19 protein-coding genes and 2 pseudogenes are annotated in these 20427 nt (G+C 38.0%); 11 read left to right on the top strand and 10 right to left on the bottom strand.

All coding sequences use genetic code 11. The annotated features are described in order from the left end of the window. Positions 1 to 18 precede the first annotated feature (18 nt). A complete protein-coding gene (locus AC056_RS10355) occupies positions 19 to 660 on the top strand; it encodes a fumarylacetoacetate hydrolase family protein (RefSeq protein ID WP_049064626.1) in 642 nt (213 codons plus the stop codon). Between the two features lie 75 nt (positions 661 to 735). Here AC056_RS10355 and AC056_RS10350 read toward each other — a convergent pair. After that, a pseudogene (locus AC056_RS10350) lies at positions 736 to 1528 on the bottom strand (helix-turn-helix domain-containing protein). Between the two features lie 105 nt (positions 1529 to 1633). On the opposite strand from AC056_RS10350, the gene AC056_RS10345 reads away from it, so the two are divergent. After that, positions 1634 to 2548: a DMT family transporter gene (locus AC056_RS10345; RefSeq protein WP_077163573.1), complete on the top strand. Its 915-nt coding sequence runs from the start codon at positions 1634 to 1636 to the stop codon at positions 2546 to 2548. 19 nt (positions 2549 to 2567) lie between these two features. On the opposite strand, the gene AC056_RS10340 is transcribed toward AC056_RS10345, so the two are convergent. Further along, positions 2568 to 3815: a YihY family inner membrane protein gene (locus tag AC056_RS10340; RefSeq protein ID WP_004705421.1), complete on the bottom strand. Its 1248-nt coding sequence runs from the start codon at positions 3813 to 3815 to the stop codon at positions 2568 to 2570. Positions 3816 to 4102: 287 nt separating this feature from the next. Here AC056_RS10340 and wrbA point away from each other — a divergent pair, with 287 nt between their 5' ends. Next, positions 4103 to 4696 carry an NAD(P)H:quinone oxidoreductase gene (gene wrbA, locus AC056_RS10335; protein ID WP_174740740.1) on the top strand — a complete coding sequence of 198 codons (594 nt, stop codon included), beginning with the start codon at positions 4103 to 4105 and terminating at the stop codon, positions 4694 to 4696. A 53-nt stretch (positions 4697 to 4749) separates the two neighbouring features. Here the strand turns inward: wrbA and AC056_RS10330 are convergent, their stop codons facing one another. The 3 genes from AC056_RS10330 to AC056_RS10320 form a co-directional block, all read right to left on the bottom strand. After that, the gene (locus AC056_RS10330; protein WP_002050789.1) at positions 4750 to 5325 is read right to left on the bottom strand and encodes a xanthine phosphoribosyltransferase; all 576 of its coding nucleotides are present in this window, start codon (positions 5323 to 5325) and stop codon (positions 4750 to 4752) included. Positions 5326 to 5396: 71 nt separating this feature from the next. Then, positions 5397 to 6110 (bottom strand): DUF3108 domain-containing protein, encoded by a 714-nt coding sequence (locus tag AC056_RS10325; protein WP_077163571.1) that lies wholly within the window; start codon positions 6108 to 6110, stop codon positions 5397 to 5399. A gap of 157 nt (positions 6111 to 6267) precedes the next feature. Next, positions 6268 to 6939 (bottom strand): hypothetical protein, encoded by a 672-nt coding sequence (locus tag AC056_RS10320; protein WP_004705429.1) that lies wholly within the window; start codon positions 6937 to 6939, stop codon positions 6268 to 6270. Positions 6940 to 7171: 232 nt separating this feature from the next. On the opposite strand from AC056_RS10320, the gene AC056_RS10315 reads away from it, so the two are divergent. Continuing rightward, positions 7172 to 8056, top strand: coding sequence for an energy transducer TonB (locus AC056_RS10315; RefSeq protein ID WP_077163570.1), 885 nt, complete (start codon positions 7172 to 7174; stop codon positions 8054 to 8056). Positions 8057 to 8143: 87 nt separating this feature from the next. Here the strand turns inward: AC056_RS10315 and ybeY are convergent, their stop codons facing one another. The 3 genes from ybeY to miaB form a co-directional block, all read right to left on the bottom strand. Further along, positions 8144 to 8623 (bottom strand): rRNA maturation RNase YbeY, encoded by a 480-nt coding sequence (ybeY, locus tag AC056_RS10310; RefSeq protein ID WP_004705432.1) that lies wholly within the window; start codon positions 8621 to 8623, stop codon positions 8144 to 8146. A 276-nt stretch (positions 8624 to 8899) separates the two neighbouring features. Beyond that, on the bottom strand, positions 8900 to 9988 hold the full coding sequence (locus AC056_RS10305) for a PhoH family protein (protein WP_004705435.1): 1089 nt from the start codon (positions 9986 to 9988) through the stop codon (positions 8900 to 8902). A 37-nt stretch (positions 9989 to 10025) separates the two neighbouring features. Then, complete coding sequence (miaB, locus tag AC056_RS10300) at positions 10026 to 11477, bottom strand: tRNA (N6-isopentenyl adenosine(37)-C2)-methylthiotransferase MiaB (protein WP_077163569.1); 1452 nt, start codon at positions 11475 to 11477, stop codon at positions 10026 to 10028. Between the two features lie 287 nt (positions 11478 to 11764). Here miaB and AC056_RS10295 point away from each other — a divergent pair, with 287 nt between their 5' ends. The 4 genes from AC056_RS10295 to AC056_RS10280 all read left to right on the top strand — a co-directional run bounded on the left by AC056_RS10295 (position 11765) and on the right by AC056_RS10280 (position 16033). Then, a complete protein-coding gene (locus AC056_RS10295; RefSeq protein WP_077163568.1) occupies positions 11765 to 13708 on the top strand; it encodes a lytic transglycosylase domain-containing protein in 1944 nt (647 codons plus the stop codon). A gap of 57 nt (positions 13709 to 13765) precedes the next feature. Further along, on the top strand, positions 13766 to 14428 hold the full coding sequence (locus tag AC056_RS10290; RefSeq protein WP_004705438.1) for a ribonuclease T2 family protein: 663 nt from the start codon (positions 13766 to 13768) through the stop codon (positions 14426 to 14428). Positions 14429 to 14638: 210 nt separating this feature from the next. Next, positions 14639 to 15625 (top strand): malate dehydrogenase, encoded by a 987-nt coding sequence (locus AC056_RS10285; RefSeq protein WP_002119517.1) that lies wholly within the window; start codon positions 14639 to 14641, stop codon positions 15623 to 15625. A gap of 162 nt (positions 15626 to 15787) precedes the next feature. Further along, positions 15788 to 16033, top strand: a complete 246-nt coding sequence (locus tag AC056_RS10280; RefSeq protein WP_068935656.1) for a DUF2789 family protein — start codon at positions 15788 to 15790, stop codon at positions 16031 to 16033. Between the two features lie 50 nt (positions 16034 to 16083). Here AC056_RS10280 and AC056_RS10275 read toward each other — a convergent pair whose 3' ends face one another. Together AC056_RS10275 and AC056_RS10270 are read right to left on the bottom strand one after the other, a co-directional pair. Continuing rightward, positions 16084 to 16611 carry a hypothetical protein gene (locus tag AC056_RS10275; protein ID WP_077163567.1) on the bottom strand — a complete coding sequence of 176 codons (528 nt, stop codon included), beginning with the start codon at positions 16609 to 16611 and terminating at the stop codon, positions 16084 to 16086. 68 nt (positions 16612 to 16679) lie between these two features. Then, positions 16680 to 17285, bottom strand: coding sequence for a 2OG-Fe(II) oxygenase (locus AC056_RS10270; protein ID WP_077163566.1), 606 nt, complete (start codon positions 17283 to 17285; stop codon positions 16680 to 16682). Between the two features lie 116 nt (positions 17286 to 17401). Here AC056_RS10270 and AC056_RS10265 point away from each other — a divergent pair, with 116 nt between their 5' ends. The 3 genes and pseudogenes from AC056_RS10265 to AC056_RS10255 all read left to right on the top strand — a co-directional run bounded on the left by AC056_RS10265 (position 17402) and on the right by AC056_RS10255 (position 20238). Continuing rightward, positions 17402 to 18259, top strand: coding sequence for a 23S rRNA (adenine(2030)-N(6))-methyltransferase RlmJ (locus tag AC056_RS10265; protein ID WP_004705444.1), 858 nt, complete (start codon positions 17402 to 17404; stop codon positions 18257 to 18259). Positions 18260 to 18300: 41 nt separating this feature from the next. Further along, on the top strand, positions 18301 to 19134 hold the full coding sequence (pssA, locus tag AC056_RS10260) for a CDP-diacylglycerol--serine O-phosphatidyltransferase (RefSeq protein WP_004705447.1): 834 nt from the start codon (positions 18301 to 18303) through the stop codon (positions 19132 to 19134). A 17-nt stretch (positions 19135 to 19151) separates the two neighbouring features. Beyond that, a pseudogene (locus AC056_RS10255) lies at positions 19152 to 20238 on the top strand (DUF6670 family protein). Positions 20239 to 20427: the final 189 nt, after the last annotated feature.

Here is a 20427-nt window from a genome sequence, read left to right as displayed (position 1 = left end):
CAATATAAAGGAAGCCTCATGAATACACGTCCTTCAAAAATCGTTTGCGTAGGCAGAAGTTATGCCGATCATGTAAAAGAGCTGAACAATGCAATGCCGGGACGACCAGTATTGTTTATCAAACCGCCAAGTAGTTTGATTGGTTTAGATGAAGGTATTTCGTGGAATCCATCTTGGGGTAGTTGCCATTTCGAATGCGAATTTGTTTTACGTATTGATAAGCCACTAAAAGGCGAAACTGATCCGCAAAAAGTATTGCAAGCTATTGGTGCGGTAACTTTAGGGTTAGATTTAACTTTGCGTGATATGCAAAATGAATTGAAGGATAAAGGCCAGCCTTGGGAAAGAGCAAAAGCATTTGATGGTTCATGTGTACTTGCGGACTGGGTAGATGTAAGTGAAATTACCAATTGGGAAGATACTAAGTTTACTTTCCATATAAATGATGAATTACGTCAAGATGGTAATACAGCCTTGCTTATGTTTAACATTGCTTACTTATTGGTTGATATAAATCAGGTGTTTTCACTTGAACCGGGCGATGTCATTATGACAGGTACGCCAGCAGGTGTAGGGCCGTTGAATGCTGGTGATCAGTTAAAAATGACTTTGAAAGGTGCTACTCAAGATTTTGTTTGGGAAACCTTTGTTAAAGCATAATTTGATTTAGAACATTAAGTTTTGAACCCTATTATTGAACTGATAATAGGGTTTTTTATTGCACTCGACATTAAGTTATTGATAGAGTTTTCGGAACTGGTCTGGGGTAAATCCCATCCAGCGTTTAAACATATAAATAAATGCTGATGCACTGGCATAACCTAAATCAAAAGCAATGCTTTCAATTGTTTTTCCTTGATTAAGCATAGTCATTGCTTTCATAACTTTTAATCTTTGTCTCCATTCATGTAAAGACATGCCTAACTCTTTTTGACTGTAACGAGCCAAAGTCCTTTCGGTCATATTTATACGTTCAGCGAGTTCTTGCAAAGTACTGTTATCGGCAGGGTTATGATGTAAATCATTTAAAACTTTTGCTAAGGCTGGATGATGTGTTGTTGGTAAATAACTACCGACTAATTCAGCTTCTATGAGTTGATCTAATAGAACCTGAAGTAGACGTAAATATTCAACTTGAGTTTCATCCTGATGATATTGCCTTAAGTGGTCTAACAACAGGTACAAGCGGTGAAGTTAATAATATTCCTGCTTTCTGCGGTAACTTTTGGCACAGACTTTCATGAATATATAAGGTTGCATGGGTTACTTCATTGCGATTAATTCCGCTATGTTTGGTATAAGGTGGTAGCCAAATCCCGTAAGGTGGCGGCGTTAAATAGTTGATTTGATCAATATTAACTTCAAGTACACCACTAAAAGCATAAATAAATTCACCCCATGCATGTGCATGTTGAGGATAAACTGTTTCTGCTGGCGCATTTCGCACACGAAACCAGAGTAAATCAGGAATTGAGTTGTGAGCGGGAATTTCTAGAAAATCTTGCACACGTTGAGCTGATTTTTTCATCTATGAAAATTGCCTGAAAATGCAAATAGCTTGTCTGTTTTTCACTATATCATGCAAATACGACAGTTCTATAGTCTGATTTTTCGCTATAAATAAAGGTAACAAATGGACGAGCGCAAAAATCTGGATACCAGAGCTTCGGCTTTAATGGTGCTTTTATGTATGATTTTAGGACTTCAACAAGTGGTTCTAAAAATAGCGGCTACAGATATTACGCCGATTATGCAAATTGCTTTATGTTCTGGATTATCTGCACTTTTAGTATTACCTTTATTGTGGCGTGATAGTTCTATCCATCTGTTTTCTTATCAACAATGTAAAGCCGGTGCGCTTGTTGCTTTATTTTTTTCATTAGAGTTCTATTTTGTAACTCAAGCTTTAAAACTCACTTCGACTTCCCATACTGTAGTTTTACTCTATACCGCTCCAATTTTTGTCGCATTGGGACTTCATTGGAAATTTCCTACTGAACGCTTGAACCGAGCGCAGTGGGGAGGCATTACTTTGGCTTTTATGGGAATTATTATTACATTTTACCCGACAGCTACAACTCTAAATGGCGCAGCATTAGTGCAAGTTTTATTGGGTGATTTATATGCACTTATGGCGGGAATGGCTTGGGCATTAAGCACTATTATTGTTCGTTTATCTTCTTTGGCCCAAGCCCCAGCAACGCAAACCTTGTTTTATCAACTCACGGGTTGTTTTATTTTATTAATCTTAATCGCTTTTGCGACAGATCAAATCACAATGCATCTCACGAAATTGACATTTTTAAGTTTAAGCTTTCAAACATTGATTGTATCTTTTGCAAGTTTACTACTATGGTTTTGGCTATTAAGAAATTATTTAGCCTCACGTTTAGGCGTATTTTCCTTTCTGACGCCATTATTTGGTGTGCTTTTTAGTGTGTTGTTCTTAGATGAAAAATTAGAAATCAAATTTGTAGCTGGAAGTATTTTGGTTTTATCAGGAATCATTATTATGAGCTTAAAACAGGGCCAACCAAACAAAGGCTAAACCCTGTTGTTCATGTATATTATTTCTCTTCAAAAATCGTTGAAAGTGGAATAGAAAGCTTTGCAGCTAAATAGTCGTTTGATTCAACTAGTGCAGGGCCAATTCTTTCCATCCATTCGTCGTCGTCATGCACATTGAGTACATCTAGACGTAGGGGAAGTGGATAAGGCAATGCAGTGAAGAAGCTCCAGAAGTCGACTTGAGATAAATTGCGAACTAAAACGTATTCATCTTTATCTGTGCGTTTAACTAAATTTTGCTCTTCAAGTAAGACGACATAAGCGGGCCAACGACCAACTTCACCGCGGCCTAAAATACCTAATGCTTCTTTATCGCTTACACTTTCACCAAGTTTCTGCTTTTTATAAAAGAGTTCTAAAATATCGAGTAGCATGAGTACTGGATGTCTTTTTTGCTCTTTACCTGAATGGAAAGCGGTAAGGGCAAAACTCACCTCGACCCCAAGCAAAACAATATTCCAAGATAAGAAAACCCATAGTAGGAAAATAGGTACTGCCGCAAATGCACCGTATATGATTTCATAACTGGTGAAGTTGGACATTAAAAAGCCAAATAAGTTTTTGAGTATTTCAAATAATACAGCACTTAAACATGCTGCAATTGCTGCTGAAAATAACGGGACCGTGCGGTTGGGAATGGTCCAATATAAAATAAAGAATCCCAATACAGTAAGAACAAAAGAAATGAGCCAAAGTAGAAAGGCGCCATCAAGTTGATAACCTGTAAAGTTATTACTTAATAAGTTCATTGATGCAACGGTTGATGAAATAACGAAAGCACTACCTAAAATAATAGGGCCAAGCGAAATAATGGTCCAGTAGCGCATAAAACCTACAATGCCACTACGAGTTTCTTTCACTCTCCATATCCGATTGAAGGCAGTTTCAATTGTTGTCAGCATTAAAACTGTCGTGACAAATAGGAACAGCACACCAATTACAGTTAAATTACTGGATTTTTCAGTAAATGCATTGAGTGCCTTATCAAATGCAATGGTACTTTTAGGTAAAAAGTTACTATAGATTAAGTGCTGTAACTGTTGTCTAGCAGGTTCTAACGCTTTAATTGAAGAAATAATAACTAAAAATACTGTTAGCATCGGCACAACAGCAAAAAGAGTTGTATAAGTAAGTGCGCCAGCCTGCTCCCGGCAGCGATCAGCTTCAAAACGCTTAATCACGAATAAAATAAATTGAAACCAGGTCTTGTTATAAAAAGGAAGTCTCTTCAAAAAACGTTCTAACATGCGTCATCTATCCCGATTTTTTTAATCATGATGTGGGTGATTGATATTCACCAGTGTCTTCGTTTGAGAACACTATCGTTGATATGGGTAAACTTTAACCTAAAGAATAAAAAGTATTCTGAAAGTTCCGTATGTATCATCGTAACAAAACATCGTAAAAAGCTTTTACCGATATTTGTTACTGTTGCCCTTAAAAATCAATCACCTCTAAAATTTCATAGAATTGGCTTCGCCAAAAAAATAAAAAATACCGTATAGTGTTCTTTTTAACAAAATTCATGAAAGCGATGCAACCTTACATTCTTGTGCTTTATTACAGTAAATATGGTTCTACTAAAGAAATGGCGCATCTTATTGCAAATGGTGTTGAGTCTGCTGGGGTTGCTGTAAAAATAAGAACAGTACCTAATATTGCAACAGTTGTAACAGAGGCTGAACCGAGCATTCCTGAAGAAGGCGATATTTATTGCACTTTAGAGGATTTAGCTAATTGTGCTGGCTTGGCATTAGGGTCTCCAACTCGCTTTGGTAATATGGCGAGTGAAATGAAATATTTCTGGGACCAAACGACAAGTCTCTGGCTCAATGGTGCATTACATAATAAACCTGCTTGCGTTTTTACTTCTTCTGGTTCAATGCACGGTGGGCAAGAAAGTACTTTATTAACAATGTTACCGCCGTTATTTCATCATGGCATGATGATTTTAGGTTTACCAAATTCTATTCCCGCCTTATCAAATACGAAAACAGGCGGAACGCCTTATGGTGCTAGCCATGTGAGTGGTCCACGTCATGACCAAGGTTTAAGTCAAGATGAAAAGGTTTTATGTGAAGCGCAAGGTAAGCGTTTAGGTGAAATCGTAAAAAAACTTCATTCTTAATTTTTATAGTAATAAAAAAGAGCGGAAATCCGCTCTTTTTTATTAAAACAATTTTATTCTTTAACAAAAGTTACTGTGCCATCAGTAAGTGATTTAACTCGCGCTAATGATTCAACGCGGTAACCTTTTTCAAGCAATAAATCACGGCCAGGTTGGAATGATTTTTCAATCACAATACCAACACCTACAACTTCTGCATTTGCTTGATGAATTAAGTCAATCAAACCAAGTGCAGCTTGACCATTTGCTAAAAAGTCATCAATGACCAAAGCTTTATCGCTTGAGTTGATGTGCTTGTTTGAAATAGCAATGGTACTTTCAGTTTGTTTAGTAAAACTAAATACTTTGGCGCGATATAAATCGTCTTTTAAAGTGAGCGATTGATATTTACGAGCAAAAATCACAGGTACACCAAGTTCTAAACCTGCCATGATTGCTGGCGCAATACCTGAAGCTTCAATGGTAATAATCTTGGTAATCCCTGCATCTTTGAAGCGAGCGGCAAATTCTTTACCAATCTGCTGCATGAGGACAGGGTCAATTTGGTGATTTAAGAAAGCGTCGACTTTCAACACTTGATCAGATAGAACGATACCTTCTGTTAAGATTTTCTGTTCTAGTGCGTGCACGGGAGAATCCTCTAGACGGATGCTTTTAAAGCAAATGCGTATTTTAAAAAGCATCCGAAAAAATGCAAGCTTTAATTCGTTTTACCGCTATAACTTGTTAATAACAAACCATAAGATGTTTTGCCATCAATATGGCTTACCTTAACTGGTAAGTAGTCTAATTTAGGTGCTAACCAGAAAATCGTACTGCGATCTGGTCTGCCGTGCTCTAAGACCACTTTTACAGTGTCAAAGGTGCCATAAGAAGTTTTAACTTTTTCGTTGCCTTGTTTTACAAAACGGCGGTTTTCAACTTCTTTTGCATCGGCAAGAGGGTAAGACGATTTAAGTGAACCATTTTTTAAATCTTCACGGACTTGTAATTCAGCATTTAGCTCATCAAGTACGCCTGGCTGCCAAGCAAATGAGCGTGCTTTATCATCTTTCTTAGTGCTGATTGTCTTATTACCAGGGTTAAAATTAATATTCATAGTGTTGTTATGAATTAAAATTTTGCTGGTACGACTAAAGCTTTGTGAACCAATTTTGCCATTAGCAAAACTAAATTTACTTGTTTCACTTGCAGAAGCGATTCCACCAGCTTTTGCAGTGAATAGATAAGTCCAGTTATTTCCTTGTTGACTAAGTGCGCGTGTTGCTGAACCCATGCCTTTATTATTATAGGTAAACTGATAATTTGCCTGAAATGGGCTCATGGCAAGTGCATGGCTAGAGAAACTTGCAATAAGCAAAGTTGTCGAAATACCAGTTGCGATGCTGAATGATTTCAGAAATTTTGTTGCCATAAGTAAATATCCTTGTACAGACTGAAAGGTCAGTGCTGATGCATCTATGACTTTTGCATATTATGCCTGTTGATCATGGAGAAAAAATCAGGATTTATGCTAAATATGTAATCTCTTAGTGTTTTTTAGCAGCGAATTTCTTTAGCTCATACAGTTGTTATGCATCTTTTTGCTGTATTGGCGTAATCTCAGAGTCTTCTAGTTCATCTTCAAAATCGTCATCTTGATCTTTGAAAAGTAAAGCTGCAAGGTTCACATTACCAAAGACGACCAATTCTGCTTCACGAACCCGCGCATAGTTAATATGAACTTTGCCTAATGTTTCAATAATACTGGCTTTCTTACCGAACCAACGGTTCAAGTCTAGGAAGATAAGATCATCTTTTTCTTGGGCTACGTTAAAACGTTCCAAAATCATGCCCAAAGGATCTTTTTTTAGAATTTTGTGATAGTAAAAAATAGCAGCTTTGACAGCAATTTTTTGCCAGAAATTTTTATATTTAGCTTCTACTATTTGTGTATTACTAATCTGTTCAAAAACGATTAGTTGCTGTTCTTTATTAAATTCCATCTGAATCAGTTTTAAGTCGACAGATAAAGTCGTCTCTAAACCTTTGACATGCATTGTGGCATAAAGCCTTAACCAATCGTGATAAAGGTCTGTATGCAAATCATCTAGAAATTCGACATTATTGGTAACATAGCGTTCTAATGTCGCGTTTAGAAAAGTTTGCGACAATGTAAAATCTCTTTCTTCCTCAATGAAGGCTTCAGCTTTGCGGTAGACTTTATGAAGACGTTTGACTAGTGAGGAAAATAGCGTTTGCATAAAAGAACTTCCAGAAGATGAATTATTAAAGAAACAACACACTCTTTATTATGTTAAAAACACGTTTTGATATTGCAGTGTAACAAATTTAATTGATACATTTTCACAAAATGAAAATGGATAAAAACTCATATTTGAAGTGAATCACACTTTTATCCATATTTGAATATCAGTTTGTATTTTGTTCGGTATCAGTACCGTGGGGAAAAGGCATTTATATGCTTTTAAGATTATGTTGAAAAAAAGAAGTCTTCCTATAGAGCCTTTTCTTTATTGGTGGCAAGACCGAGTCTTTATCGTTGCAATAATACTCGCAATCTTGTTGCATACTCTTGTGCTGCTTATTCATTTTGCTATGCCTGCGCCGTCAGAGCAATCCACAAAAGAAATCGCTATATCTATTCGTCCTGCTGAGGATGCTGTTAAGCATGCAGATTTTTTAGCGCAAGCAGACCAACAAGGTTCAGGAACTTTTCGAGAGGCTCATCGGATGTCTAGTAATTCTCCGACGCCTATGACTACTGATGCTTCGACGGGAGAAGCCCAGTTAGAAACTTTAGAAAAAGTACAGCAACAAAGAGAACTTAAGTTTGAAGAAAAAGTACTCATGACTGTGTTGAGCTGGCAGAAACAAGCTGAGGAGAGTCAAAGAAAGAAAGCACTTGAGCAATTAGAAAGCCAGTTTCAAGCTAAAGCTGCAATGGTCGCGAGCCTAGAAGCTCAATATTTACAACGTCAGCAAGATTTCAGTCGTCAACAAAAAATAAAAACAGTCGATGGTATTCAAGCCAAGAAAGATGCTTCAGCAGCTTATTTAGATAAGTTCCGTGAAAAGGTGGAGCTTTACGGTAATCGTTATTATCCAGAAGAAGCTAAACAACAACAATTAAAAGGTGAAGTTCGCCTTATGGTGATTTTGAATGCTCAAGGGGGCATTCGTGCAATTCGTTTACTTGAAAGTTCAGGACATTCAGTTTTAGATGAAGCTGCAAAAGCTTCTGTACGTCGTGGTGCACCATTTGGTCATTTTGATAGCAATATGAAAGATATTTCTGAACTACGTATTATTCGTACTTGGCGTTTTGATCCAGCTGAAGCTGAATTTGAGGTACATTAATGAAAAATGTGGATAACTTGTAGGATATCCACATTTTAAAAATAAATTAGAAAACTGATTCTATTATGAATCGTTTAAAAATGAAATTTATGATTCCTGATAAGGATTAGCAATATTGAGTTTAGCTAAAATTTCAATTTCTAAGCCTTCCATTTCTTCGGCATCTTCATCGCTTGTTTCATGGTCATAACCAAGTAAATGTAAAACACCATGAACCAATAGATGTGCAAAATGATTTTGAGCAGTTTTCTTCTGTTCCAAAGCTTCTTGTAATACTACTGGAATACAAATCACCAAATCACCTAATGGTAGTGCATCAAGCATTGGTAAAACTTCTTCTGGAATATCACTTGGGAATGATAAAACATTGGTAGGTTTATCTTTTTCTCGATATTGCAAGTTAAGTTGATGGCTTTCTTCCAGATCAACACAGGCAATACCAATTTCACAATCTTCTTTGTAGCCAACGTGGCGTAAAGTTGTCTCAATAATTTTTTTGAGTTGAGCTCGTTTGAGCTCTAACTCAGGTGATTGAAAGTCTTGTTGTAAACTTAAACTGATTTTCAAAGTGAATCCTTAGGGTCTGTTAAACATTCACAGATGGTTGCGACATCGAGTGTTTTTAGATGATATAAGGCGTGGACTATGAAATTTAGTTATTCTAAATGAATAGTTCACAACGATGTAGCAACAAAAAACACTCTTGTCCCGAAGGGTTGTAGCTAAAATTATCTCAGACTACGTTATGAAACTTGGAAAGGGGTTTACCCTTCCCATCATTTCATGCCTTGCCTGCTCAATTTTAGCCGACAACGCAATCCAATTTTGAATATTCAACAGACCCTAGGCATCCTGGTGTTGCAAGTCTGCTGCTGTATCGTTTTCAGCAACTAATGCTTCTTGACGTGCTTTACGTTCAGCACGTGCTTCAGCATTAAGACGCTGTTGTTCACCATCCCAACCTTCATACGCTTCAACAATTTTTTGAACAAGTTGATGACGTACAACGTCACGAGAATGGAAACGGGTAATATGAATTTCTTTAATATTCTCAAGTACTCGAAGAGCGTGTGCCAAACCAGATTGTTGGCCTCGAGGTAAATCTACTTGGGTAATATCACCTGTAATCACTGCACGAGAGCCAAAACCTAAACGGGTCAAGAACATTTTCATTTGTTCAGGTGTTGTATTTTGGGCTTCATCCAAAATTACAAATGAATGATTAAGAGTACGGCCACGCATATAAGCAAGGGGTGCAACTTCAATCACTTGACGCTCGATTAGTTTGGCAACTTTTTCAAAGCCGAGCATTTCGTAAAGAGCGTCGTAAAGAGGCCGTAGGTATGGGTCAATTTTCTGAGTAAGATCACCAGGTAAGAAACCGAGCTTTTCTCCTGCTTCTACCGCAGGACGTACAAGTAAAATCCGCTGGATTTCGTTGCGTTCGAGCATATCTACGGCTGCGGCAACTGCTAAATAAGTTTTACCTGTACCAGCAGGGCCGACACCAAAAGAAATATCGCTTTGTAAAATACGCTGTACATAACGCTTTTGGTTGGCACCACGCGGATTAATACGGCCTTTTCGAGTCTGGAAATAGACATCCATCGGTGCATCATGCTCATCCATCTCTTCACCAACCAGCTCGAAATTACGCTCGGTTTGAGAAGATTGAATGAGTAGATGCAACAAGTCAGCACTGATTTGCTGGGATACCTCAGACTCTTCATAGAGTCGCTGCAATAGTGCTTCGGCTCTCCCAACAGCATCTATCTCACCATCTATGTGAAAAACATCTCCACGATGAGTAATTTTGACATCTAAACGCTGTTCAATTTGCTTAAGGTGCCCATTATAGGCACCCAAGATGCTCTTTAAACGTTCCATTGAAACTTCAGGAAATGTTACGGTACGTCGAATCGCTGCAGTCAAGAGAAAACCTTTCAGTAGACTTTAGAATACCTCTACATTACGCCACGTCAGGCTCAAGATTCAAGAGCTCGCCGTAAACTAAATTTAAAGTTTTAATTTCAGTAATCTCGATCTCCGCAAAGCGACCCACCCATGAAGCATCACCTACAAAAGTGACTAGACGAGTATTGTCTGCGGTACCTAATAAAATATTAGGGTCTTGATCAGATACTTTTTCAACGAGAACACGTTCAATTTTGCCAAGCATTGCGTCAGTCTTTTCAATACTAGATTGCTTAATCACTTTCTGAACTTGAGCTAAACGTTCTTTTTTAACCTGTTCAGGTGTTGTATCTGGTAAGTCTGATGCTGGTGTACCAGGACGTTTTGAGTAAACGAAGCTGTATGAGTGGTCGAAATCTAAGTCTTTGATAAACTGAAGTGTTTCTGCGAAATTTTCATCAGTTTCACCAGGGAATCCAATAATAAAGTCGCTCGATAAATGCATGTCAGGGCGTATTTTACGTAACTTGGCAATCTTATCGATATACACATCAATGGTGTGATTTCGCTTCATGGCCTGTAAAACATCGTTAGATCCGCTTTGTACAGGCAAATGTAAATGTGAAACCATTTGAGGTAAATCTTCATAACACTGAATAAGCTCATCAGAGAACTCAAGTGGATGTGAAGTTGTATAACGTAGTCGTCCAATACCCGGAATTTCTGCAACGAGTCGTAACAATTCAGGGAAGGTACAAATGCCACCTTCGAATGTTTCACCACGGTAGCCATTTACATTTTGACCCAGCAATGAAATTTCACGGACACCTTTTTCAGCAAGACCAGCAATTTCTGCGAGTACATCATCTAGTGGACGAGAAACTTCCTCACCGCGTGTATATGGCACTACACAGAAAGAACAATATTTAGAGCAACCTTCCATAATAGAAACGAATGCTTTAAAGCCTTCTACGCGTGGTTCAGGTAAAAAGTCGAATTTTTCAATATCTGGAAAAGAAATATCAACCAGTTTGATTTTATCTTTTTTCGGTTTTTCTATTTGAGCATTATGCTGATCAAGCATTTGCGGTAAGCGGTGGAGGGTTTGAGGGCCGAAAATCATGTCCACATAAGGAGCACGTTTTTGAATATTGTCACCTTCTTGAGAGGCGACACAACCACCCACACCAATCACAAGGTCAGGGTTTTTATCTTTTAATTTGCGCCAGCGGCCTAATTCACTGAATACTTTCTCTTGTGCTTTTTCACGGATAGAGCAAGTATTCATGAGCAGAATGTCTGCTTCATTAGGATTTGACGTTAAAACGTAGCCGTGAGAATCCCCTAAAAGGTCTGCCATACGGTGACTGTCATACTCATTCATCTGACACCCTTGAGTTTCAATATAAAGTTTTTTTATTGAAACATCAGTGGTGTGCGTTGGCTGGGTAACAGTGTTTTCTGAGGCAGCTTTGGCACCATTGGGAATGAAGGTTTGAACCGTCATGCAGGCTCCTAACAGATCGATCTAGTTAAATAATAAAACAACCCAAAACGGGTCAAACCCAACATTATAACAGTATTTGAGCTGAACAGATAAAATTAAACTGCCATAAGCGAGCTATGATTTATGGAGATAAATGACATAAATTTTAATGATGTTGAATCAGAGAGTTACATAACACAACAAAAGAAAGCACGAAGAATAATTAAACTATGCCTAAAGGTGGATAGTCAGGGTTTAACATATTTATGAGACCAAGTAAAAAGAGCTCATCAAACAAGAGTCGTGTGATGAAAAATAAATATGCACATCGTGGCTGGTTAGGGGCTGTGTGTTTACTTGGTTGTTCATTGTCTTATGCAGCAGAAGAACAATTTAATGATGCATTAAATGCCGCAAATAGTGGTAATACAGCCTTGTTAGATCAATATCAGGCTGCAATGCAAAATGACGTATTGGGTTATTATCCTGAATACTGGAAATTAAACAGCAATCTAGGCTTTCAATCTCCAACATCAATTGTAAGTTTTGCACAGCGCTATCCTCAATCTGCTATGGCAGAGAAGCTTGCAGCAGACTATGTAGAAGAAAAAGTAAAACAAGCTGACTTTGTATCTGCTCAACCACTTTTATCTTATGTTTCTAACCCTGATCCAGCCGAAAATTGTGCTTTAGCGCAGGTGAGAGCTAAAAGTGGTGATGCATTAGTATTTGCTGAATATAAAGATGTTTGGTTGGCAACAGAATCTCAACCAGAATCATGTGTTGGGCTAGGTCGTATGATGATTTCTAGTCCATTAATGAGTACTCAAGATAAGCAACAACGTCTTTGGGTACAGCTACGCTCTGGTCTATCTGGACAGGCACTTGCTACTGCTCAAAGTTTAGGAATAAATCTTTCTTTGGCTCAGCTTAACCAGATTCAAGCAAATCCGCTTAACTATTTGTGGACTGCCTCAAAAACTAATGATGCTGATTATGCTTATCTGATTTTTGCATTGGGACGTCTAGCAAATAATGACTTGGGAAATGCTTTTGCAAATGTGCAGCGAGTAGCACAAGGCACTCCCGAGAATGTACAAAAATATCTATATCGAACCGTAGCTTATATTGGCGGAACTACGGTCATGAAAAATAATTTTAACCGAGAAGTTCTTCAATACTTTGATGCGAGTTATGGCTACCCTTTAAGCCCTGAAGAAGCTGAAATTTATGCACGACAAGCGATTCGCTTTAGCGCATGGGAAAGTTTAATTCGTGCGATTGATAGTATGTCGGTTTCACAGAAGCAAGAAGATCGCTGGCAATATTGGTTAGCTCGTGCGACAGAGCAGCGTGGTGATAGCAATTCTAAAAATACGGCACAACGTATTTATAAGAAACTCGCTGAAAGTGGTGATGATTATCACAACTTACTTGCAAAAGACCGTTTAGGTGTACGCTATAATCATCAACCTTATAGTGATGAGCCAACTGCAAGTGATTTGCGCCGTTTAGATCAAAATATTCACTTTAACCGTGCATTTACTCTGAGACGCATTAACGCCAATCCGACTTATACAAATCGTGAATGGAACTGGGCAGTCCGTCAGGCCTATCTCCAACATGATGATGGTTTATTATTAGCTGCTGCAAAGCGTGCTCATGATATGGGTTGGTATGACCGTGCAATTTATGCAGCGGATCGTACAACTAATAAACATAATGATACCTATCGTTATGTCACCCCACATAAGACTAATGTCGTAAGTCATAGTTACAATGCTGGAATTGATCCAGCTTGGGCTTATGGTTTAATGCGTCAAGAAAGTCGGTTTGTTACCTCGGCACGTTCCCATGTGGGGGCAGGTGGCCTGATGCAAATTATGCCTGATACAGCAAAGTTGATTGCTCGTCAGATGGGGGAGACATATAATCCGGCGGCGTTGAGTGAAATGAATACCAATATTCGTTATGGAACATTTTATTTATCAATGATTCAAGGTCAGTTAAGCAATAACCCTGTTTTAGCGACAGCAGGTTATAATGCTGGCCCGAATCGTGCAAGACGTTGGCAACCAGATTACCAACCGATTGAGGCTGATCAGTATACTGAAACCATTCCATTGCTTGAAACAAGAGATTACGTTAAGCATGTCATGACGAATGCGACACATTATGGAGTGGTATTGGGTCAAGGCGCTCAGTCATTAATACAGCGTATGAAAGTCATTCCAATGCGGTCATCACCTTAATTTTAGATGATGAATGATGGAACATTCTTTTAATTGGCATAACCAAGTTTTAATTAAATGAAATATAGATATTTAGGACCTCAATCAATATCACAACTTGCATGGTGGTTAATCTGTGCAAGCATTGGATTGATGAGTTCTGTTTTACATGCGGAACCTGTTAACGTGCAAGGTTATGTCATGCATGTACAGATGACGCCTGCTGTCTGTTCGTTAGATCCTTCTAAACAGAAGCAGCGTAAATGTCTGGAAGGATATTCACTTACAATTACTGGCTTAATGCCAGAAACTACCCGAACTGACTGTTCAACAGAAAGTTCTGCTGCACTATCACCATTACAAGCTAAAGTTGTTGCTCGTGTTATGCCAGACAATAATGCTCGCGTGCAGCTTTGGAAAAGTGTCGGTGGCTGTGTTCCTATGAATGCGAGTCAATATTTCCGTACGATTATTAACTTTGCCGAGCGGTTAAAAATACCTGCTAATTTAACAAGTTCTAGCAATGTAGAAATGCAACAATCTACATTACGTCAGCAGTTTACGAAGCTTAATCCAAGCATGCCTCAAAATGGTATTCGTTTTAATTGCCAGTTATCTCGTTCTGATGTTGTGCTCACAGAAGTTAAAGTCTGTTACACCGTAAATGGCCAATATAAACAGTGTTCAAATCATGTTGTCTCGAATTGTCCAAGTGAAATTACAATTAAAGGTAGTTACTAAGCGAGCTACCATTTCATAAAAAAATGCTGACCATACATTGAATCTATTTGTAAAGATTAATTTGTATTTTCTATCAGACTTTTGGTGAAAATGAGTCGCTTTTACATGCATCTGCAACTTCTTTAGAGTACAATCTTTGCCGTTTATGATGATTTGGTTAGATAGAATCGCTATTTAGCCCGATTAAGGACACTCATTGGAGACAATTACATGAAGCAACCCGTTCGTGTTGCCGTGACTGGCGCTGCAGGTCAAATTGGTTACAGCTTATTATTCCGTATCGCAAGCGGTGAAATGCTAGGTAAAGATCAACCAGTTATTTTACAATTGCTTGAAGTTCCAGTTGAAAAAGCACAACAAGCGCTTAAAGGCGTAATGATGGAACTTGATGACTGTGCTTTCCCTTTATTGGCTGGCATGATCGGGACTGATGATCCTAAAGTTGCATTTAAAGATGCTGACTATGCATTATTAGTTGGTTCTCGTCCACGTGGTCCTGGTATGGAACGTGCTGACTTGTTAAAAGTTAATGGTGAAATCTTCATTGGCCAAGGTCAAGCATTAAACGAAGTTGCTAGCCGTAACGTTAAAGTATTGGTTGTAGGTAACCCTGCAAACACTAACGCTTACATCGCAATGAAATCTGCTCCAGATCTTCCTGCGAAAAACTTCACAGCTATGTTACGTCTTGACCACAACCGCGCGTTGACTCAAGTTGCTCAAAAAGCTGGTGTTGCTGTTGCTGACATCGAAAACTTAACAGTTTGGGGCAACCACTCTCCAACAATGTATGCTGACTACCGTTTTGCAACTGCAAACGGCGAAAGCTTAAAAGACAAGATCAACGATCCAGCTTGGAACAAAGATGTATTCCTTCCAACTGTTGGTAAACGTGGTGCTGCGATTATCGAAGCGCGTGGTTTGTCTTCTGCTGCTTCTGCTGCTAACGCTGCAATTGACCATATGCGTGATTGGGCGCTTGGTACAAACGGCAAGTGGGTAACTATGGGTATTCCATCTGATGGTTCTTATGGTATCCCTGAAGGCGTTATGTTCGGTTTCCCTGTAACAACTGAAAACGGTGAATATAAAATCGTTCAAGGTTTAGAAATTGACGAATTTAGCCGTGAGCGTATCAACTTCACTCTAAACGAGCTTGAAGAAGAACGTGCAGCAATTGCTGACATGGTAAAATAATTCATTACTTTAATGAATTAAAAAGCACTCTCTTGTAGGGTGCTTTTTTATGTTTGAAAATTTATAACTACACACAAAAAACAACAAGAAAATATAGACATAGATATGCAACTAAACCCTATAGTTGTTAGATTATGGAAAAGAAGTTATAGGAGAATAACAGTGTTTGAACAGCAACCGACATTAGAACTTTTATTTGAACAATTGGGATTAGATGCTGATGAGGCAAGTATTGAAAACTTCATCAAAACGCATCAATTGCCTGCTGAACAGAAATTACATGAAGCACCTTTTTGGTCAAAAGGACAAAGTGATTTTTTAAAAAGTCATTGGGAAAAAGATGATGAGTGGATTGTCGTCATTGATGAACTCAATGAACAGTTACATGAAGATAGCCTCAAAAAATAGCAAAATAAAAAGGCCTGTTTATTAGCAACAGGCCTTTTAAAATTCACACTTTAATGAGTTTTTCGTTTTAATAAATCTTTGTACCATAGCTCATGGCGTACTGGATGAAATATCGGATGTTCATGAACCAGTTCAAGATCACATTGATTTGTAGATACATATTTAGTAAGCCAATGCCGAGTGAGGGCAGGTTTTTCTTGTGCTGCCGAAGCATAAGCCAAGAAGAAATAGATATCTGCATGCTCATGATGCGATAGTGGTTTCAAAATTTGCTGAGTAATGAGTGCAAAGCGCTTTTCTTTATTTAATTCAAAATAAATCATATACGCTTTAGCTAAATGCAATGATAAATTTAAATATAAATTCATTGGCATCTCGTCATATTCAATGCGAGCTTGTTCGAGCAAAACAATCGCCTCTTGCAAAAAATGAATTTGCTCTTGGCGAACGCGGCTTAACATCGCGAGTTGCATACGTAAATCTGCACGTTCCAAAGCAAGCTCAGGCGTATTTTCCGTTAAATAGAGTTGGTCTGTTTCACCAATTCTGGTCACAATTGCTTTTGTTTCAATAGACATACGCCTTCGCCCTTTTTAATCAATAGCTCTTATATCGGGGTTATTTGAGAAATTTAAAGAGTACTCATCTAACCCCAAATTGAGTTTCCACTACGAAGCCATGCTGTAATTGATAAGCGCTGCTGTTTAGAAACTAAAACTTCGTGCAATAAGTTACTTTGAAATACAACTAACCGATTAGGTTCAGGTTTAACAATATGCCAATTTTCATTTTTATCTTGTAACCTTAATTGTCCACCCCAGTCTTCTTGCCATTCAGGGTGTAAATAATAAACACTAGAGATAATACGATCATTTTTTTGCTGAGGATTATCACGGTGTAATGCATAAAATTCACCTGCATGGTAACAGGCGAAATGAGCTTCTACCTCTTTAATTCCTAAATAAAATGCTTGATTTAGACTTTGCGATAATAAACTCAGGGTTTCAATATGTTGTTGGGCAATCGGAAGCTGATCATTAATCCATAGAATATGGTCACTCCGAATATTGCTTACCACGCCGTTTTGAATACCAGCTTCTCTGAATTCATCCATATGGTGGCTACATTCATTTGCAACCTGAGCGCGATATAGATCTGAATAAGCATGATCTATAATTGCAAAACCATGTGCATTTAAATCATCTAAAATTTGATCCAGATTCCATGAATCAGGAAGCGAGTGAGAGTGCATATAACCTCGAATAGATCGTAAAATATCAAGCTGCTCTATTTTAGATGATCACAACCTTACGAAAGAATATTTTTTTCATGTTAAACTATTTGTTGAATTGAGGAATTAAAGTCAACATGAATTACCGTCACCATTTCCATGCGGGCAACTTTGCAGATGTTATGAAGCATGTGCTTTTGCTACAGCTTCTCAACCGTTTAAATGCCAAAGATAAACCTTATCGTTATATCGATACGCATGGAGGTGCAGGAAAATATGATTTATCTCAAGCACCTGCGCAAAAGTCAGGAGAATTCCTAACAGGTATTCATCGTCTTGTTCAGCTTTCAGAAATGGAAAAGCGCCAAGCTCCTGAAGCAATTCAACAATACTTAAAACTTGTTGAAGAACTACGCTCTCAAGAAGGTAAGGGGAGTTATCCTGGTTCTCCTTGGTTTGCATTACAAGGTATGCGCGAAATTGATAAAGCGACTATATTTGAAATGCAACGTGATGTTTTTCAGCAATTACGTCATAACATTCATGACAAACGTGCAGGTTTGCACGAGCGCGATGCATATGAAGGCTTACTTGGTGTAATTCCACCGAAGGAAAAGCGCGGTCTAGTCATGATTGACCCGCCATACGAGTTAGAACGTAAAGATTTTCCGCAATTAGTTGAATTGTTACAACAAGCTCATAAGAAATGGCCAACAGGCGTTTTTGCAGTTTGGTATCCAATTAAAGACCGAGCGATGATTGAGCGTTTTGAAAAGAAAATGTTCAAAACAGGAATTCGCCGTCAGTTAGTTTGTGAAATTTGTGTATGGCCAGATGACACTCCTGTAGGTCTAAATGGTTGTGGTTTATTGGTAATCAACCCGCCTTGGCAGTTCTCTGAACAAGCCGATCAAGCCCTACAATGGTTATTCCCTCACTTACGTATGCAAGAAACGGGTGGTCACGCCGCTGTACGCTGGTTAGTGGGTGAGTAATAATTAATCTAAATCAATGCACATGTTTGGAATAGAAAATAATGACAAATGCGCCTAAACCAGAGCAAGATTTAACTCATAATGAACATTCTTTTGATGGGATTACGTTCGAAGTGGTTGAAGAGGAAGATAATCCGGAAGGACAAAAAGTAAAGCGTCGAGGTATTTATCTTTGGCCTAACTTAATAACTACAGCCGCTTTATTGTCTGGTTTCTATTCCATCATTGCGAGTATGAATGGCGAATTTACTCAAGCAATTTATGCCATTTTTATAGCAGCACTGTTAGATGGGTTAGATGGTCGAGTTGCTAGAGCAATCGGTGCGCAAAGTGCTTTTGGCGAGCAATATGACTCATTGTCAGATTTGTTAGCCTTTGGTGTAGCGCCAGCAATGCTAATGTATAGCTGGAGTCTGCATGATTTGGGCCGTATAGGTTTAGCTTGCTGTTTTGTTTATACTGCTTGTGCGGCTTTCCGTTTAGCGCGTTTTAATGTTCAAATTGGAGTAGTTGATAAACGTTACTTTATTGGTATCGCAAGTCCACTTGCTGCAATTATTATTATTTCACTTGTATGGGTTGCGCGAGATTACCCATTCATTTTCGATTTGCGTGATATTGCGATTCAAGTGATTAATTCGGTGATCATGGTGGTGGTTGGACTACTTATGATTTCAAACATTAAATACTATTCATTTAAGCAAATGGACCGTAAGCGTGTTCCTTTTGTAGTTATGTTGCCAGTAGTACTGATTTTTGCAGCAATCACTTATAATATCCCAATGGGTATTTTGATTGTTTCAATTATCTATGCTCTATCGGGCTTTGTTACCACGCTATTAGCTAAAAAAAATAACGAGACTATCAGAACATAAATTATATGAGGTTCAGTATGCCGAAGTTGATGAATCAGATAAATCAATTGCAGCAGCTGAGCCTCAACTCAAATGGGGGCGTTGTATATCAGCCTTCTAGAGGCTTTTTCAAAGTTGTTTATCAAGGTTTAATCCTTCCTAACTTACCTGCGCCACTTCGTTATTTTAATTATATTAGCCTGATTGGACAGCCTAGAATTCCCCTTTGTTATAACGCAAACAGTATTGTGACTTCTGCGATTGATACAGCAACAGTATTGGTCAGTAGTAGTTTACACAGTGTTGATCACTTAAAAATTTATTCAATTCGAAGACAATCTCAGCTTAATCCTAATTACTATCAATTTGATAAAACTGATCTTATTGAATGGCAAATTCCTCAAATTCATCTTAAACGAGTGGATTCTGAGATGAGCTGTGATCTAGTTATTCAAACTCCTTCCAATATTTTGAACTCATCTGCTTTGCAATGGGGAATATCAGACTATTGGACAGTTCTTTGTCATTGTGAAGGTGAAATCTTATATAAAGGGCAAAAATATGAAGTGAGTGGATTAGGGCGATTTAAACATGCTCGAGCATTACATTTACCCTTTCTATCTTTATGTTTTTACACATATCAAGTGATTAATCTCAATGAAACAACCCAAGTCACTCTGACCCAAATAAGAAACCAATGGAATATCGTTTTGTGTTCACGCTTAGATATTCAAGAAATAGGCAAAGAACCATTAACTTTTACCGAAGATGTTAATTTTCATATTTATCGTGTTTATCCAAAAGTTCAAACACCTTTTGGAAGAGAAATGTACTTACCTCGAGAGTTCTTTTGGCAATGTAAAAAAAATGGCAAAGTTATTTTTGAGCTCTATGCTGAAAGTCGTGGTGATTATAAATTTGGATTGGCCGCTGGATATATAGGAAGTTTCAGCTACCAGTTAAGCTGGAATGATCAGTGTCTTCAGGGAGAGGGGGGATATTGTGAATATATCGATTGCCGGCCTTTAAGATGGCAAGAGAAGAACCAGAATGAAAAAAATCTCGATAAATTGCTGCTTTTACAACCATGTTTATATAAAAAATGAATATTTTTACCATTTTTGATCAAAAAGCGAACTGTTGTCACGCTAATGTTTAAAAAGGTATTGCAAAGGGAATTTAATGGTCTATAATGCACATCCATCGGCGGTGATGCAGATAGAAACTTGTTGAAAAACAGTTACTTGTGATTAAGTTAGTTGCTTTAAGTGATGAACTTGATGATAAGGTGATTTGAAAAATAAGTTTTAAAAA

Origin of the sequence: Acinetobacter genomosp. 33YU (genome assembly GCF_001990725.1) — a bacterium.
Lineage (GTDB): Bacteria > Pseudomonadota > Gammaproteobacteria > Pseudomonadales > Moraxellaceae > Acinetobacter > Acinetobacter seifertii.
Note: the sequence above shows the minus strand (reverse complement) of the source record. Positions and strands in the feature narration are given on the sequence as shown.